Below are 16,383 nucleotides of genomic sequence, written 5' to 3'. Positions count from 1 at the left end.
GAACCCGCACAAGCCCATCACAGGAGCCTCGTACGATCACCTGCCTGAACCGTCGGTAACCCCTCTCCGCAGCGGGCCGTCGGTGAACGCCTCGGTGTGCGAGGCACGTACGTCATGCAGCAAGCAGTTCGCGCTGCACGCCCGAGGAGCCGCCCGTGTCCACCCCGTACCCGACCGCCCCCGTCTCACCCGTCCCCGTCTCCTCCAGCACCACCGCGCACGCCGCCGTCCACGCCACCGACTACGACGGCGTACCGATCCTCGTCGAGCCGGAGACACGCCGCCTCGACGGGGTGGTACGGGAGGCGTCGGTCCCGCCCTTCGCCCCGCCCGTCACCCATGGATCCCTGGCGGACCTGCCGTTCGAGAACGCGGAGAAGGACCCCGACGCGGTGGTCCTCAGCCGCAGGACCGCCGACGGCGACTGGCAGGACGTGACCGCCCTCCAGTTCGCCGAACAGGTACTGGCGGTGGCGAAGGGCCTGATCGCCGAGGGGTTCACCCCCGGCGACCGGATCGCCGTCATGGCCCGCACCAGGTACGAGTGGACCCTGCTGGACTTCGCCGCCTGGGCGGCCGGACTGGTCACCGTCCCCATCTACCCCACCTCCTCCGTCTTCCAGACCCGCTGGATCCTCCACGACTCCGGCGCACTCGCCCTGGTCACGGAAACCGCCGGCCAGGCAGCCGCCATCGGTCCCGAACTCGAACACCTCCCCGACCTCCGCCACGTCTGGGTGATGGACAAGGGTCACGTGGACCGCCTGGCCGAAGTGGGCGCCCAACTGCCCGACGCCGAAGCGGACATACGCCGGGGCATGCTCGTCCCGGACACCCTCGCCACCATCATCTACACCTCCGGCACCACCGGCCGCCCCAAGGGCTGCGCCCTCTCGCACGGCAACTTCTTCGCCGAGGTCGACAACGCCATCGAACTCCTCCACCCCGTCTTCAAGGGGAAGTCGGGCGACGACGTGTCGGTGTTGCTGTTCCTCCCGATGTCCCACGTCTTCGGCCGGATGGTGGCCATCGCGTGCGTCCGGGCGCGGGTACGGCTCGGCCACGCCCCCAGCCTGAAGGCCGAGCACCTGCTCCCGGACCTGGCCGCCTTCCGGCCGACCTGCCTGCTGACCATCCCCTACATGCTGGAGAAGATCTTCAACTCCGCCCGCGCCAAGGCGGAGGCGGGCGGACGCCTGTCCACCTTCGACCGCGCGGCCTCCACCGCCCAGCGCTACGGAGAGGCCGTCGAAGCCCGCCAGACCGGCACCGGCAGCGGTCCCAGCCGCTCCCTGAAAGCCGCTCGCACCTTCTACGACCCCTTGGTCTACCGCCGCATCCGCAACGCGATGGGTGGCAAGGTGCGGCACGTGATCTGCGGTGGCTCCCCCCTCGGCCGCCGCCTCGCCGCCTTCTACGCGGGTGCCGGCATCGAGATCTTCGAGGGCTACGGACTCACCGAGACCACCGGAGCCTCCACGGTCACCCCACCCCTCAAACCGCGCCTGGGCACGGTCGGCTGGCCCATGCCCGGCACCAGGGTCCGCATCGCCGCGGACGGCGAGATCCTGATCGCCGGGGACCACGTGCTGCGCGGCTACTGGGACCCCCAGGCCGGGGGAGTGGTCCCCGCGACCCAGGACGGCTGGCTGGCCACCGGCGACATCGGCGAACTGGACGACGAGGGCTACCTCACCATCACCGGCCGCAAGAAGGAACTCCTCATCACCGCCGGCGGCAAGTCGGTCGCCCCCGCCCCCCTGGAGAACTGGCTCCGCTCCCACCCCCTGATCTCCCAGTGCATGCTGGTCGGCGACGGCCGCCCCTACGTCGGCGCCCTCCTCACCCTCGACCCCGACGGCATCACCCACTGGCGCCTGATGAACGGCAAGCACCCGGTGCCCCCCGAACTCCTGATCGGCGACGAGGAGCTGACCGCCATACTGCAACGGGCCGTGGACGAGGCCAACAAACTGGTCTCCCGCCCCGAGTCCATCCGGCGGTTCGCGGTCCTGCCCGTCGACCTCACCGAGGAGACCGGCCACCTCACCCCGTCGATGAAGCTGCGCCGGGAAGTGATCATGCGGGACTTCGCGGCGCAGGTGGAGGAGCTCTACGGCTGACCGTCACCGGCATTGCGCTTAGCCCACCTGGCCCACGGCATGGGTGCGGATCCCGGGTCCGTGCCCCCTGCCGTGCTTCCATCGCGCCAGGAGGCATATGACATGACTGACGACCGGCAGCAGCACACCACCGACGACGAGCCCCGCACCTGCCCCTTCGACTTCAGCGACGCCCTGGAGTTCGACCCCGAGCTCGCCGACCTCATGGAACGCGGATCCATCAGCCGTATCCGCCTCCCCTACGGCGAGGCCGACGCCTGGCTGGCCACCGACTTCCACTCGGTCCAGCAGGTCACCGTCGACCGCCGCTTCAGCCGCGCCGGGATCATGGGCCACGACTACCCCCGTATGACCCCGGAGCCCATCGTCTCCCCCGAGTCTGTCAACGTCATGGACCCCCCGCAGAGCAGCCGCGTACGAAGCCTGGTCTCCCAGGCCTTCGCCCAGGAACGGGTCGACGGCATGCGCGAACGGATCGTCCGGCTCGCTGACTCACTGCTGGACGGCATGGCGGAGGAAGGCCCACCCGCGGACCTCGTACGCCACCTGTCGGACCCGTTCCCGCAGCACACCATCCTCGAGCTCCTCGGCATTCCCCGGGAGGACTGGGGCCGGATGCGGGACCTGGTCCTGAAGCTGCTCGTCACCGGCCGGGACAACAAGGAGGCCGCGGCCCAGGTCAAGACCGACCTGACCGACTACTTCCGCAAGCTCGTCGAGCAGCGCCGCCACACCCCCGGCAACGACATCATCAGCGGGATGATCGCCGCCCGCGACGGCCAGGACCAGCTCGACGACCAGGAAATGGCCGTCATGACCCTCACCCTGGTCCTCAGTGGCCAGGACACGGCGACGTGCCAGATCAGCAACATCGTGTACCTGCTGCTGACCCGGCCGGAGCTGATGGACCGGGTCCGGCGGAACCCGGAGTCGCTGCCGGCCTTCATCCACGAACTCTTGCGCTACATCCCCTTCCGCAAGGGCGTCGGCATCCCCCGGGTGGCCCTGGAGGACGTCGAGCTGGACGGCGTGAAGATCCGGGCGGGCGAGTTCGTCCACGTTTCATATTTGACCGCGAACCGAGACCCCGCTCGCTACCCGGACCCCCACACCATCGACCCCGACCGCCCCCACGCCCCCCACATGACCTTCGGCTGGGGCGGCCACCGGTGCATCGGCGTGCCCTTGGCTCTGGCGGAGCTGGAGGTTGCGGTGGGGCGGCTGCTGGAGCGCTTCCCGGGGCTGCGGTTGGCGGTGCCGCCGGGGGAATTGCGGTGGGACGCGAAGACTATTCGGCGGTTCCCTGTGGAGTTGCCGGTGACCTGGTAGGGCTGAGGTGGGGGAGGCTTGGGAGGAAGGCCAGCCAGGTGGTGGGGGAGAGGGTCAGGTGAGGGGCGGTGGGGGTTTTGGAGTCGCGGATGTGGATGGAGTAGGGGTGGAGGGCGACTTCTAGGCACTGGCCGCCCTCACCGCTGCTGTAGCTCGACTTGAACCAGCTCATCTGCTCTATGGTCATCGTCCGTCCAGCATCTTCTCGATCAGGTCCAGGGACTCGTACGGGTTGAGCGCCTGCGCCCGGATGATCCCATAGCGCGCGGCGAGAACGCGTACCTCTTCGCGGTCGGTGATCAACCGTGGGTATCCCTGGCTCTCCATGTACGCGACCTGCTCCTTCCCTTTCGGGGTCAGCAAGGTGAACGAGTTATCCAAGCAGGGGTGTTCATGACGTGCCGTCGGCATCACCTGGAGTTGGACGTTCCTCATACGCCCGATCCTCAGCAACTGCCGAAGCTGCTCGGCGTGCACCCGGGGACCGCCGATCGGCCGCTGCAGCACCGCTTCTTCCATCACGAAGCTGAACTCGGGCGGCGGCCACTGCTCGAAGATCTGCTGCCGTGAAAGGCGGTCCGCCACTCGCCTCTCGATGGTCTCCTCATCCAGGGGCGGGTGCCGTTGCGTGAAGACCGCCCGCGCGTACTCCTCGGTCTGCAGCAGTCCCAGGACGCCCATCGTGCTGTAGTCGTACAACGACACGGCCTGCGCCTCCAGCGCCGCATAGCCCCGGTACCACTCGGGGTGTCGCGTACGGGCCTTCTTGATGGCCTCCTTCACGTCGGGAATGGCAGCCCGCAGGATGCCCCCGGCGTCGAGCAGCTCATCCACCTTCTCCAACAGCTCGGGCTGAGTGACCCGCACCCCCCGCTCCATGGCGGAGATGGCATCCGGCCCGTAGGCGACGAGCTGGCCCAACTCCTTCTGCGTGAGCCCCTTCCGCTCACGAAGCACCTTGAGCTGCTTGCCCAGGGTCGTGAACAACCCGGTCGTCCCGTCGGCCTCCGAAGGCGTCTCCGGCCTTCGCTCGCCGCCCTCTTCCGTCACCTCACGCACCCCGTCTCTCAGGTCACGCCCGACACCCCGTACGTCCAACCCACCGCACCCGTACGGCTACGCACAGTCGCCAGGTCACTCCTGGTCAGGGTAGGAAGAAACCACCACCCTCTGTCACGTGAACTCACAAATCTCCACCCCCACCACTCTCCCCACGACCATCACCGAACTGGCCGTCCGTCTGAGCTCGACCCCGAGAGGCGCACGCCTGGCCCGGCACCTGACGGCGAACCAGTTGGCGAGCTGGGGCCATCCCCACGGCGGAGACGTGAACGACGCCGCCCAACACCTGGTCGCGGAACTCGCCGCGAACGCGGTCACGCACGGGCGCGTACCCGGAAGGGACTTCGAACTGCGCCTGCTGCTCCGCCCCGAGGGCACCCTCCGCATCGAGGTGACAGACACAAGGGGGGAGAAGAAGCTCAGGTTCGCCACGGTGGACGCCGAGGACGACGAGGGCGGCCGAGGCCTGATCCTCGTATCGCTGCTGTCGCAGGCCTGGGGAGTCACGGAGCGCGCCGTGGGCAAGACGGTGTGGGTGGAAATGCCCCTCAGCGGCCCCGCACCCGGCACTCCACGACCGTGTCGGCGAAGGCCCGGGCCGGCGGGCTGAGCGCGTCCCAGCGGCGCACGGCCCACCCGACGGGAAGGGGTCGCAGGCCGGGGACGGGCACGAGCCGGAGGTCTCCCTCCCCGGGAACGGGAAGTCCCGGCACGGCAGGCACGACGGCCCGCCCGACCCCCAGTTCGGCGAGCAGCAGGGCGGTGTCCCAGTCGGCGACACTCGGCTCGTAGGCGAAGCGCACGCCCAGGTCCTCGCAGGCGGTGTCGAGATGGGCGGCGGAGGCGGAGTTGGGCGGCAGCCGGATCAGCCGTACGTCGCGCAGATCGCCGGCGTCGAGGTGGGTCCGCCGGGCGAGCGGGTCGTCGGCCCGTACGGCAAGCACCCAGGGGAGTTCGACCACGGCCCGCTGCTCGATCCCGCGCACGGGAGGGCCGAGGGTGATCCAGGCGAGGTCGAGCGTGCCGTCGGTGAGCGCGTCGAAGCTGCCGCGTCCCGAACTGACGGTCCTGAACTCGAGGTTGACGTGCGGATACCGCCGCCGGAACCGGACGACGGCGTCGGACATGAAGTGCCGCACGGTGGTGGCCCCGGTGGCGACCCGAACGTACCCGCTGCGCCCGTCGACGAGGTCCCGCAACTCCCGCACGGCGAGATCGAGTCCCGCGATCCCTTCCGCGGCGGCGGCCTCCAGCACCCGCCCCGCCTGCGTGGGCACGACCCCGCGAGGCTGTCGCTCCAGCAGCGCCACCCCCGTCTCCCGCTCCAGCCGCTTGACGTGCTGGCTCACGGCCGACTGCGTGCACCCCAGCTCCCGAGCCACCGCACTGAGACTCCCGCCCCGGCACACGGCCACGAACACACGTAGATCATCGAGTGTCACGACCCCCAAGCTAACACTTGGTGATGCGGCCAAATCCCCAGGATTGACTGGGCGGTTGACCCGTACGACGATCTATCCGGGCCCAGGCGGCAACCCGCTCCCAGGGCCCGGGAGCGGGTGCCGACCACAAGCACCGAAGGGACAGTGACGGCGGTGGAGGCCGACTGACGGCACGCCCCTTGAGAGGTGACCGTAGGGGCCGCTCGCTTCTTCGTGAGTGTCGTGCTTCCGCGACCCGAGTAAAGGGCGCTGCGCGTCGCCTTCGGCGATCGGCCTGCGGCCGACCCTTGACTCGGGTCGCTCCAGCACGGGGAAGAAGCGAGCGAGCGGCCCGGAAAGCCGGTGGCCGGGGCGTGCGGCCCCTTCGCCGGACTGGCCTGCCGGCCGGGGTTCGGGGTGCGCGGTCGCGCCCCGCCTGCACGCCGGGTGGGTTCGGCGGCGATCGGTGCGTGGGGGTGGGGGCGGGGGCGGGGGGCGCGCGTGGGGTGGCCGGCGAGCCACATCGGTCTCACCGGTCGCGGCCGCTCGAGGATTGGCAGGAATGGGCCGGGGGGGGAGGGGGAAAGTCCCGGTCGGGCAGGAAGGGCGTGGCCCGTTCCTGCCAATCACTGCCTTGGCGCGTGAGGTTGCTACCGGGATCGGCTCTCGATGAGGTGGGTGAGGCCGTCCAGGATGCGCTGCAGTCCGAAGTCGAAGGCGTGGTCAGGGTCGTACGTGCTCCGATGGGTCTCGCCCGCGGCGCTTCCGACGCGGGCGGCGAGGGGGAACCGGGCCGGGTCGAAGACTCTGGCCAGAAGCGGCGCGTTGACGGCCCACCACTGCTCGTCGGACATGGCGCTGTCGCGGGCGGCGGCTTGGGTGTCGAAGTCGGCGCGGGCGACGGACTGGACGAAGCCGAGCAGGAAGGTGAGGGCCGCGTCCATCTCGACGTCGTCGAGCCCGAGGCCGTCGAAGGCGGTCAGTTCGTGTTCGTACTTGGCCATGAGTCCGGGCCCGAGCGGCGGGCGCGTGGTGGGCAGGGTCGCCACCCAGGGATGGCGCCGGTAGAGGTCGCGGTTCTCGCGTGCGACGGCCTCCACCCTCGTACGCCACGGGGCGGCCGTCTGGTCGGTACGCGGCATCTGCAGATAGACGGCGTCCAGCATGAGGTCGAGCAACTCCGCCTTGCCCGGGACGTACGTGTAGAGCGTCATCGGCGTGACACCCAGCCGCTGGGCGACGCTGCGCATGGTCAGGGCTTCCAGTCCGCCGACGTCGGCGAGCTCGATGGCGGCCTGGACGACGGCGTCGACCGTCAAGCCCTGCCTGGGGCCGCGCCGGGGGCCGCCATGTCCGGGCTCGCGCCACAGCAGTTCCAGGGTGCGGGCCGGGTCGCCCGCTCCGCTTCGTTCCTTGGCCATGCGCCCCATCTTCTCCACAAGGAGCGATGGCTCCACACCCGCATACGCTGTACGCTGTATAAAGTACAACGTACAGAGTTGATGCCAGGTCTCCAGGAGGAACCATGAACATCGCTTCCACGGCCGTCTCCCTGACCGTCGACGACGTCCCCGCCTCCGCCGCATTCCTGACCCGGCACTTCGGCTTCCAGGAGGCCATGGCCGCCGAGGGCTTCGCCTCCCTGGCCCGGGAGGGCGCCCCTGACGTGATCTTTCTGCGGCGCGGCACCGAGGTCCTGCCTGAGGGGTTCAGGGATCAGCACGCCGCCGGCGTGATCATCGCGTTCACGGTGACCGACCTGGACGCCGAATACGAGCGACTGCGGAGCGAAGGCGCCCCCATCACCATGCCGCTGCGTGAAGAGCCGTGGGGCGAGCGCCTCTTCCAGGTCACCGACCCGAACGGGGTAACCCTCCAGCTCGTCGCCTGGACCACGCCCGACAGCCACCAGTGACAACCGGCGTCCACGTCGCCCGTGCTCACCCGCGTGAGGCCTCGGCCCCGTCGCCCGTGGCGCCGCCGTCGACCGCCGCGAAGCCTTCGCGGCGTACCCGCTCTGTCCCCCAGGCGCCGAGCGGCCGAAGCGCTCGATTCAGCGTGCGCCCGTGCTCGGTCAGGGAGTACTCCACCCGTGGCGGCACCTCGGCATGGACCTCTCGGTGCACGAGACCGTCCTCCTCCATCTCGCGGAGGTGCTGCGTCAGCATCTTCTCGCTCACGCCCGGCAGGCCTCGACGGAGCTCGGCGAAGCGGCGTACGCGATGGGTGTCCAGCTCCCAGAGGATCAGCCCCTTCCACTTGCCGCTCACCACGTCGAGCGCAGCGTCGATGCCGCAGATGTAAGGCCCGCGTCTCGGCGCCTTGGCCATCCCTGACCCCCCTTGGCCATCACTGATCCGCTTACAAATTAGTAAGTAGCGCAGAAAATAGTAGGTACTTCCGAGAGGGGAGGCACTCTCCGAGCATGGAGGGGTGAACGAACAACGGAGCCACACCACCAGGCAAGACAGCCCTGTGACCGTGATCGGACTGGGCCCGATGGGCCGGGCGATGACCCGTACCCTTCTCGCCGCCGGCCACCCGGTCACCGTCTGGAACCGCACCGCGAGTCGTGCCGACGGTGTCGTCGCCGCCGGAGCAACGCTCGCGGCGACACCCGGCGCAGCGGTCGAGGCGAGTGACCTCGTGATCCTCAGCCTCACCGACTACCAGGCGATGTACGACATCCTCGACGGCGCCACCGCATCGCTCGCCGGGCGGACGCTGGTCAATCTGAGCTCTGACACTCCCGACCGCTCACGCGAGGCGGCAACCTGGGCAGCGGGTCACGACGCCACCTTCCTCACCGGAGGCGTCATGGTGCCCGCGCCGATGGTCGGCACGGAGGCAGCCCACGTCTACTACAGCGGCCGTGACCCCGTGCTGGAGCGCCACATGGCGGCGTTGGCACTGCTGGGCACACCGAAGCATCTGGGCGAAGACCCGGGCCTCGCACAGCTGATGTACCAAGCCCAACTCGCGGTGTTCCTCACCACTCTGTCCGGGCTGATGCACGCCACCGCCATGCTGGGTACGGCAGGGATGAAGGCCGGGGAAGCGCTGCCGGAGCTGCTCTCCTCCGCTGACACGATCGGTGACATCCTCAGGGCCGGGGAAGAGCACCCCGGTGCCGCGCTCGACGCCGGAGAGCATCCCGGCGACCTCAGCACGGTCACCATGATGGGCGCGACGTCCGACCACATCGTCGAGACCAGCACGTCACTCGGCCTCGACCTCGCGCTCCCCCTGGCCGTGCAGGCCCACTACCGGCGCGCGATCGAAAACGGACACGGCAGCGACAACTGGACCCGCATCATCGACAGCATCCGAGGACCGCGCTGACCGACTGGGAGACCGGTGAACACAAGGCGGACGCCCGCCGACCGCATACCAGCCGGCGTCCGCGTCACTCGACCCCCGCCGCCCGCAACACCCCCGTCACCACAGCCGCCCCCAGCACCACCACCACGAACGGCGCCCTCCGCCACGCGAGTACGCCCGCCGTCAGTACCCCGGCCGGTCGTGCCCAGCCCGCGAAGCCGCCGCTCTCCGTCAGCGCGCCCGTCGCCAGCAGGGCGACCAGCAGGACGACCGCCCCCGCCGACGCCAGTTCCTGCACCCGGGCCGGTATCTCCACGCGCCCGTGCAGTACCGGGCCCACCAGCCGGAAGGCGTACGTGCCCACGGCCAGAGCCAGGATCACCGTGGCCGTCGCGTTCACCGGGCCGTCACCTCCCCGCGCGCCGGGCGGTGCAGCACCAACCCGCACAACGCCACCAGCACCGGCACCCCCGCCGGGACCGCCGGTGTCACCGCCAGGGCCAGGGCGGCGCCCAGCAGGGCGGAACGGCGTACCGCGCGGTCCGTGCGCAGGGCGGGCAGGACCAGGGCCACGAGGACGGCGGGGAAGGCGGCGTCCAGGCCGTAGCGGGTGGTGTCGCCGAGGGCGCTCCCGGCGAACGCGCCGGCCAGGACCCCGGCGTTCCATGCGACGAAGAGGCCGAGCCCGGAGATCCAGAACGCCGCCCGGCGGCGGTCGGGGTCCCGCTGGGCCAGGGCGAAGGCCACGGTCTCGTCGGTCACGAGGTGGGCGCCGACCAGGCGGGCCAGGCGTCCCCGGCCGAGGATGTCGGCGACCGCGAGACTGAAGGCGGCCGTACGGGTGTTGAGGAGCAGGCCGGTGGCCGCCGCGGCCAGCGGACCGCCCCCGGCGAGCAGCACGCCGACCGCGCTGAACTGGGCCGACCCGGCGTACACCACCACCGACATCAGCACCGGCACCCACAGTGGCAGACCGCCGGCGACGGACACCGCGCCGAAGGAGACGCCGACGATGCCGCTGGCCAGCCAGACGAGAGAGCTGTCACGGACCAGGGTGGGCACGGCAAGAGAGGCTCCGTGTGTTCGTTGTGGCGAACGCATGTTTTCTACAATGAACAGCAGCGCCCGTGTTCGTCAAGGCGAACGATCGTACCGATGGAGCGAACGCCCATGCCTGACACCGTCCCTTCCCGCCTCCCCCTCGACTGGATCGCCGCCGCCCTCCGCCGTGAACGCACCCGCGCCGGCCTGTCCCTGTCCGAGCTGGCCAAGCGGGCCGGGGTCGCGAAGTCCACGCTGTCGCAGCTGGAGGGGGCGGGCGGCAATCCGAGCATGGAGACGATCTGGGCGCTCGCGGTGGCGCTCGGGGTGCCGTTCAGCGTGCTGGTGGAGCCGCCCGCGCCCGCCGTTCAGGTGATCCGGGCGGGGGAGGGGCCCACCGTGCACTCGGAGCAGTCCAGCTATCTCGCCACGCTGCTTTCCGCGAGCCCGCCGGGCGCTCGGCGGGATATTTACTACGTGTGGCTGGAACCCGGCACCGTCAGGGATTCCGAGCCGCACATTCCCGGGACCGTCGAGCACATCGTGGTCGGGGAGGGCGGCGTGAAGGCGGGTCCCCGCGGGGAGGCGGTCGAGCTCGGTGCGGGCGACTACATGTCGTACCGGGGGGACGTGCCGCACACGTACGAGGCACTCGCGGCCGGAACGAAATTCGTACTGATCATGCAGCACGTGTGAACGGGAAATGAACGCACGCCGCCGCTGACGGAAGGCGACGGGAAGCCGACGGAAAAGGCAGGAGCCCCGTCGCCGGATGGCGTGGGGCTCCTTGGGTACTGCGAATCAGACTGCGATCAGGCAGTGTCGATCAGACAGCGCTGATCGGAACCCTCCGACTGGAATCGGAAGGTCCCGACGGGCACCTGTGATCAGACGGGGGTGACGTTCTCCGCCTGCGGACCCTTCGGTCCCTGCGTGACGTCGAAGCTCACCTGCTGGTTCTCCTCGAGGGAGCGGAAGCCGGAGGCGTTGATCGCGGAGTAGTGAACGAAGACGTCGGGGCCGCCGCCTTCCTGGGCGATGAAGCCAAAGCCCTTTTCGGCGTTGAACCACTTCACGGTTCCGGTAGCCATAAGCCCTCCTTGGGCCCAAAGGGTCGCCCTGCTCCAGAACCCTGCAAGCGTGAAAGCAAGTGCCGCACAACTGCATACGTCTGAAAACGACTAGAGCCCGCGGTTACATGCTCCGCAGGCTCTGTACTGCAAGGGAAACCAAACTGCAACTTGCGGCGAGCCTAGCACGTGACCAGCCGAAAGCAATAGAGGCCAAGATCACTTCACCCCAACGTTTGACAACCGTTGGGCCAGTTGACGGAGGGGTCGGGAGCGGCGCCGTATCCCGAGGGGGCTAGTCTCGCGATGTGGACAATTCTCGCACCCGGCCGCGTGTCGGCCACATCCAGTTCCTGAACTGCCTGCCCCTGTACTGGGGGCTCGCGAGAACCGGCACCCTCCTCGACTTCGAGCTGACCAAGGACACTCCCGAGAAGCTGAGCGAGCAGCTGGTGCGGGGGGACCTCGACATCGGGCCCATCACCCTGGTGGAGTTCCTGCGCAACGCCGACGACCTCGTCGCCTTCCCCGACATCGCCGTCGGCTGCGACGGCCCGGTGATGTCCTGCGTGATCGTCTCGCAGGTCCCCCTCGACCGGCTGGACGGCGCCCGGGTCGCCCTCGGTTCGACCTCCCGCACCTCCGTCCGCCTCGCCCAGCTGCTGCTCGCCGAGCGCTACGGCGTCCAGCCCGACTACTACACCTGCCCGCCCGACCTCAGCCTGATGATGCAGGAGGCCGAGGCCGCCGTACTGATCGGGGACGCGGCCCTGCGGGCCAACCTGCACGACGGCCCGCGCTACGGGCTCGACGTGCACGACCTGGGCGCGCTGTGGAAGGAGTGGACGGGGCTGCCGTTCGTCTTCGCGGTGTGGGCCGCCCGGCGGGAGTACGCCGAGCGTGAGCCCGACATCACCCGCCAGGTGCACGAGGCGTTCCTCGCCTCCCGCAACCTCTCCCTGCAGGAGGTCGGCAAGGTCGCCGAGCAGGCGGCCCGCTGGGAGTCCTTCGACGAGCGGACCCTGGAGGAGTACTTCACCACCCTCGACTTCAGCTTCGGCGGACCGCAGCTGAACGCGGTCACCGAGTTCGCGCGGCGGGTGGGACCGACGACCGGCTTCCCGGCCGACGTGAAGGTGGAACTGCTCCAGCCGTAGCGGGGCGTTCCGCACTAATCTGCTGGAGTGCCCGAACGGGGGACCACGGGGCCTACGGGGGATGGGGTGGACGCCATGCAGCCGCTCGCGGCCGACGAACCTGCCGTGATCGGGCCCTACCGGCTGCTCGGCCGGCTCGGCGCGGGCGGGATGGGACGGGTGTACCTCGGGCGCAGCGCGGGCGGCCGGACCGTCGCGGTGAAGATCGTGCACCCGCACCTGGCACTGGACGACGAGTTCCGTGCGCGATTCCGGCGCGAGATCGCGGCCGCCCGGCGGGTCGGCGGCGCCTGGACGGCCCCCGTCCTGGACGCCGACCCCGACGCCCCCGTGCCCTGGGCCGCCACGGCCTACGCGGCCGGCCCGACCGTCGCCGCCGCGGTGGACGCCGACGGCCCGCTGCCCGCGCACTCGGTACGGGCCCTGGGCGCGGGCCTCGCCGAGGCGCTGGCGGCCGTGCACGAACTCGGACTGGTGCACCGGGACGTGAAACCGTCCAACGTGCTGGTCACCCTCGACGGCCCCCTGCTGATCGACTTCGGTATCGCCCGCGCCACCGACGGCACCGCCTCCCTGACCTCCTCCGGCGTCTCCGTCGGCTCGCCCGGCTACATGTCCCCGGAACAGATTCTCGGCAAGGACGTCACCGGCGCGGCGGACGTCTTCTCCCTCGGCGCGGTCCTGGCGTACGCGGCCACCGGCGAGCCGCCCTTCCCCGGGAACTCCTCGGCGGCGCTGCTGTACAAGGTCGTCCACGAGGAGCCGGAACTCGGCGCGCTGAGCGGTGAGCTGCGGGAGGTGGCCGCGGCGTGCCTGGCGAAGGACCCCGGCCAGCGGCCCCTGCCCGGGGAGGTCGCCCGGCGGCTGGCCCCCGGCGGCGCGGCCCGGCTGGTCGCGGATGGCTGGCTGCCGGGGGCCCTGGTCGAACAGGTCAGCCGCAGCGCCGTACGGCTGCTGAACCTGGAGGCCGCGGAGGCGGTGCCGTCCGGGCCGGTCGGGTTCAGCAGCCCGTCCGTGGGCGGGGCGTCGGGCGTGGTGGGCGGCGAGTTCGGGCCGGCGCCGGTGATTCCGGAGGCCGGACCGGTCGTCATGCCCGGGCCCCGGGACGCGCCGCCGTCCGCGGAGCAGCCTCCGGGCAAGGTCTCCGTCACCATGGCGGCCTCCTCCACCCCGGGTGAGGGCGGCCGGGGACGCCGGGTGAGCTGCACGCTGGCGCTCGCCGTCGCCGGGGCGCTCGTCGGGGCGGTCGTGGGGCTCGGGTTCCTCGTCCGGCCGCTGATCGGCGGCGCGCACGACGAGAGCTCCGGGGGCAGCGCCCAAGCGCCGGTGCCCGGGCCCGCCTCCAGCGGCGTCGACCGCAGTGCCGATCCCCCCGGCAAGACCGTCGGCACCGTTCCCTCCCGCTACCTGGGCACCTGGGAGGGCCAGGCCACCGCCCTCGGCGGGACCCTGCCCGCCGGCACCTTCCGGCTCACCGTCCACCGTGCGGGCGTGGGCGAGGAGTTGGGCCGGCTCGTCCAGACCGACCAGCTCGGCGGCGTCTGCACCGACGTGCTGACGCTGAAGAGGGTGACGACGACCCGGCTGGTCGTCACCTCCGTGGGCGCCAAGGGCAACCACGCGGGCTGCGACCCCGCCCCGCACGATGTGCAGCTGACGCCGGTGGGTGACGACCTGAAGTACACCTCGGACAGCGCGGCGGAGGGGAACCCGGTCTCCCGGATGTCGAAGGTCGAGTAGCGGGCAGGTCTGCCGACCTGCCGTGCCACTAGTCTCCGTTGCTGTGCAGAGGGCGGTCACAAGGGCCGACGGGGAGGAAGACCATCATGCGGAGGCCCGGATGAGCGACGCCCTGCTGATCGTGGTCGCCGCGCTGTGGGGCGCGGCGGCGGGCGCGCTGCTGCCCCGGGCCGCCTACCGCTTCTCCGTCCCCCCGGAGGAGCGGTGGCGGGAGAGCTGCCCGGGCGGGCATCCGGTCGCGGGGTGGGCCGGGCGGGCGCGGTGTGCGCGATGCCCCTGGCCCCAGTCGTCGTACGGCCCGAGCGGCCTTCTGCTCGGTACCGTCACCGCCCTGGTCTGCGCCGCCCTCGCCGCCGCCACCGGCACCCGGCCCGAGCTCGGGGTCTGGCTGCTGCTCGCGCCGCTCGCGGTGCTGCTGGCGGTGGTGGACCTGCGGGTGCAGCGGCTGCCCGACGTGGTGACGCTGCCGCTCGCGGGGGCCGCGCTCGGGCTGCTCGCGCTGGTGGCCCTCGTCCCCGAGCACGCCGGCAACTGGCTCACCGCCCTGCTGGGCGCTCTCGCCCTCGGCGCCGGTTACTTCGTGCTGTGGCTGATCAACCCCGGCGCCATGGGCTTCGGCGATGTGAAACTGGCGCTCGGGGCGGGGGCCGCGCTCGGCTGGTACGGCTGGCCGACGGTGCTGCTCGGCACCTTCGCCGGGTTCCTGTTCGGGGCGCTGTACGGCGGCGCGCTCGTCGTGGCCCGGCGGGCGGGCCGCAAGACGATGATCCCGTTCGGGCCGTTCCTGATCGCGGGGGCCTTCGCGGGGCTGCTGATCGGCGCGTACACCGCCTGACGTCGGCCGGGCGAACAGCCTGACGTAGGCTGGTTCGGTTCGTCCACAACCCCCATTGTGAACCTTGCGAAAGGGACGCCGGTGACCGAGAAGGCCGACCTTCAGTCCGTGCTCGACCGTGCCGCCGCCGGTGGGCGGATCAGCCCCGAGGAGGCGCTCGTCCTCTACCGCGACGCCCCGCTGCACGCGCTGGGCGCCGCCGCCGACGCGGTACGGCGCCGCAACTACGCCGGCATCGAGCACATCGCCACGTACATCATCGAGCGGAACATCAACTACACGAACGTGTGCGTCACGGCGTGCAGGTTCTGCGCCTTCTACGCGGCCCCGAAGGACACCGAGAAGGGCTGGACCCGCGACCTCGACGACATCCTGCGCCGCTGCGCGGAGACCGTCGAACTCGGCGGCACCCAGATCATGTTCCAGGGCGGGCACCACCCGGACTACGGCGTCGAGTACTACGAGAAGCACTTCGCCGCCATCAAGAAGGAGTTCCCCCAGCTGGTCATCCACTCGCTGGGCGCCTCCGAGGTCGAGCACATGGCCCGGATCAGCGGCGTCTCGGTCGAGGAGGCCATCACCCGCATCCACGAGGCCGGCCTGGACTCCTTCGCGGGCGCCGGCGCCGAACTCCTGCCGGAGCGGCCCCGCAAGGCCATCGCCCCGCTGAAGGAGAGCGGTGAGCGCTGGCTGGAGATCATGGAGACCGCGCACCGGCTGGGCGTGGAGTCGACCTCCACCATGCTGATGGGCACCGGGGAGACGAACGCCGAGCGCATCGAGCACCTGCGGATGATCCGGGACGTGCAGGACCGCACGGGCGGCTTCCGGGCGTTCATCCCGTACACCTACCAGCCCGAGAACAACCACCTGAAGGGCCGCACCCAGGCCACGCTCTTCGAGTACCTGCGGATGATCGCGATCGCCCGCCTCTTCCTCGACAACGTCCGGCACATCCAGGGCTCCTGGCTGACCACCGGCAAGGAGGTCGGCCAACTGTCGCTGCACTACGGCGCGGACGACCTCGGCTCGATCATGCTGGAGGAGAACGTCGTGTCCTCCGCCGGCGCCAAGCACCGCTCCAACCGCCTCGAGATCATCGACCTCATCAGGAAGGCGGGCCGGGTCCCGGCGCAGCGGGCGACGACGTACGAGCACCTCGTCGTCCACGACGACCCGGCGAACGACCCCGTCGACGAGCGGGTCATGTCGCACATCTCCTCGACGGCGATCTCGGGCGGGACGGCACATCCCGAGCTGAAGCTGCTCGCGTCCAACTAGCGC

18 protein-coding genes are annotated in these 16,383 nt (G+C 70.7%); 10 read left to right on the top strand and 8 right to left on the bottom strand.

The genetic code is table 11. The features are described from left to right. Window positions 1–155: 155 nt before the first annotated feature. Together ACWC21_RS12640 and ACWC21_RS12635 are read left to right on the top strand one after the other, a co-directional pair. The gene (locus ACWC21_RS12640) at window positions 156–2,123 is read left to right on the top strand and encodes an AMP-dependent synthetase/ligase (protein ID WP_450880897.1); all 1,968 of its coding nucleotides are present in this window, start codon (window positions 156–158) and stop codon (window positions 2,121–2,123) included. A gap of 102 nt (window positions 2,124–2,225) precedes the next feature. Beyond that, window positions 2,226–3,452: a cytochrome P450 gene (locus ACWC21_RS12635; protein WP_450880895.1), complete on the top strand. Its 1,227-nt coding sequence runs from the start codon at window positions 2,226–2,228 to the stop codon at window positions 3,450–3,452. Here ACWC21_RS12635 and ACWC21_RS12630 read toward each other — a convergent pair. Both ACWC21_RS12630 and ACWC21_RS12625 read right to left on the bottom strand, forming a co-directional pair. Continuing rightward, window positions 3,412–3,624, bottom strand: coding sequence for a DUF397 domain-containing protein (locus ACWC21_RS12630; protein ID WP_450881076.1), 213 nt, complete (start codon window positions 3,622–3,624; stop codon window positions 3,412–3,414). The genes ACWC21_RS12635 and ACWC21_RS12630 overlap by 41 nt on opposite strands. An 11-nt stretch (window positions 3,625–3,635) precedes the next feature. Then, entirely contained in the window at window positions 3,636–4,502 is an 867-nt protein-coding gene (locus tag ACWC21_RS12625) for a helix-turn-helix domain-containing protein (protein WP_450880893.1), read from the bottom strand. 127 nt (window positions 4,503–4,629) lie between these two features. On the opposite strand from ACWC21_RS12625, the gene ACWC21_RS12620 reads away from it, so the two are divergent. After that, window positions 4,630–5,124, top strand: coding sequence for an ATP-binding protein (locus ACWC21_RS12620; protein WP_450880891.1), 495 nt, complete (start codon window positions 4,630–4,632; stop codon window positions 5,122–5,124). Here the strand turns inward: ACWC21_RS12620 and ACWC21_RS12615 are convergent. Further along, window positions 5,063–5,956, bottom strand: coding sequence for a LysR family transcriptional regulator (locus tag ACWC21_RS12615; RefSeq protein WP_450880889.1), 894 nt, complete (start codon window positions 5,954–5,956; stop codon window positions 5,063–5,065). The genes ACWC21_RS12620 and ACWC21_RS12615 overlap by 62 nt on opposite strands. Before the next feature lie 629 nt (window positions 5,957–6,585). Further along, window positions 6,586–7,356, bottom strand: coding sequence for a TetR/AcrR family transcriptional regulator (locus ACWC21_RS12610; RefSeq protein ID WP_450880887.1), 771 nt, complete (start codon window positions 7,354–7,356; stop codon window positions 6,586–6,588). 104 nt (window positions 7,357–7,460) lie between these two features. On the opposite strand from ACWC21_RS12610, the gene ACWC21_RS12605 reads away from it, so the two are divergent. Further along, window positions 7,461–7,850, top strand: coding sequence for a VOC family protein (locus tag ACWC21_RS12605; protein ID WP_450880885.1), 390 nt, complete (start codon window positions 7,461–7,463; stop codon window positions 7,848–7,850). A gap of 25 nt (window positions 7,851–7,875) precedes the next feature. Here the strand turns inward: ACWC21_RS12605 and ACWC21_RS12600 are convergent, their stop codons facing one another. Then, window positions 7,876–8,265: a winged helix-turn-helix transcriptional regulator gene (locus ACWC21_RS12600; protein ID WP_450880883.1), complete on the bottom strand. Its 390-nt coding sequence runs from the start codon at window positions 8,263–8,265 to the stop codon at window positions 7,876–7,878. 103 nt (window positions 8,266–8,368) lie between these two features. Between ACWC21_RS12600 and ACWC21_RS12595 the strand changes: the two genes are divergently transcribed. Next, entirely contained in the window at window positions 8,369–9,277 is a 909-nt protein-coding gene (locus ACWC21_RS12595; protein ID WP_450880881.1) for an NAD(P)-dependent oxidoreductase, read from the top strand. A gap of 64 nt (window positions 9,278–9,341) precedes the next feature. Here ACWC21_RS12595 and ACWC21_RS12590 read toward each other — a convergent pair whose 3' ends face one another. Beyond that, window positions 9,342–9,656, bottom strand: a complete 315-nt coding sequence (locus tag ACWC21_RS12590; RefSeq protein WP_450880879.1) for an AzlD domain-containing protein — start codon at window positions 9,654–9,656, stop codon at window positions 9,342–9,344. After that, window positions 9,653–10,357 (bottom strand): AzlC family ABC transporter permease, encoded by a 705-nt coding sequence (locus ACWC21_RS12585; RefSeq protein WP_450880877.1) that lies wholly within the window; start codon window positions 10,355–10,357, stop codon window positions 9,653–9,655. The genes ACWC21_RS12590 and ACWC21_RS12585 overlap by 4 nt, the downstream gene beginning before the upstream one ends. A 69-nt stretch (window positions 10,358–10,426) precedes the next feature. On the opposite strand from ACWC21_RS12585, the gene ACWC21_RS12580 reads away from it, so the two are divergent. Beyond that, the gene (locus ACWC21_RS12580; protein WP_450880875.1) at window positions 10,427–10,993 is read left to right on the top strand and encodes a helix-turn-helix domain-containing protein; all 567 of its coding nucleotides are present in this window, start codon (window positions 10,427–10,429) and stop codon (window positions 10,991–10,993) included. A 191-nt stretch (window positions 10,994–11,184) separates the two neighbouring features. Here the strand turns inward: ACWC21_RS12580 and ACWC21_RS12575 are convergent, their stop codons facing one another. After that, window positions 11,185–11,388: a cold-shock protein gene (locus ACWC21_RS12575; RefSeq protein WP_003992177.1), complete on the bottom strand. Its 204-nt coding sequence runs from the start codon at window positions 11,386–11,388 to the stop codon at window positions 11,185–11,187. Window positions 11,389–11,675: 287 nt separating this feature from the next. Between ACWC21_RS12575 and ACWC21_RS12570 the strand changes: the two genes are divergently transcribed. From ACWC21_RS12570 to mqnC, 4 genes are all read left to right on the top strand, one after another. Next, the gene (locus tag ACWC21_RS12570) at window positions 11,676–12,524 is read left to right on the top strand and encodes a menaquinone biosynthetic enzyme MqnA/MqnD family protein (RefSeq protein WP_450880873.1); all 849 of its coding nucleotides are present in this window, start codon (window positions 11,676–11,678) and stop codon (window positions 12,522–12,524) included. A 75-nt stretch (window positions 12,525–12,599) separates the two neighbouring features. Further along, complete coding sequence (locus ACWC21_RS12565; protein ID WP_450880871.1) at window positions 12,600–14,264, top strand: serine/threonine-protein kinase; 1,665 nt, start codon at window positions 12,600–12,602, stop codon at window positions 14,262–14,264. Between the two features lie 100 nt (window positions 14,265–14,364). Continuing rightward, complete coding sequence (locus ACWC21_RS12560) at window positions 14,365–15,099, top strand: prepilin peptidase (RefSeq protein ID WP_450880869.1); 735 nt, start codon at window positions 14,365–14,367, stop codon at window positions 15,097–15,099. A gap of 81 nt (window positions 15,100–15,180) precedes the next feature. After that, window positions 15,181–16,380: a cyclic dehypoxanthinyl futalosine synthase gene (mqnC, locus tag ACWC21_RS12555; RefSeq protein ID WP_450880867.1), complete on the top strand. Its 1,200-nt coding sequence runs from the start codon at window positions 15,181–15,183 to the stop codon at window positions 16,378–16,380. The last annotated feature ends 3 nt before the right edge of the window (window positions 16,381–16,383 follow it).

Source organism: Streptomyces sp. NPDC001348 (genome assembly GCF_053597535.1).
This window is presented reverse-complemented; position numbering and strand designations above follow the sequence as displayed.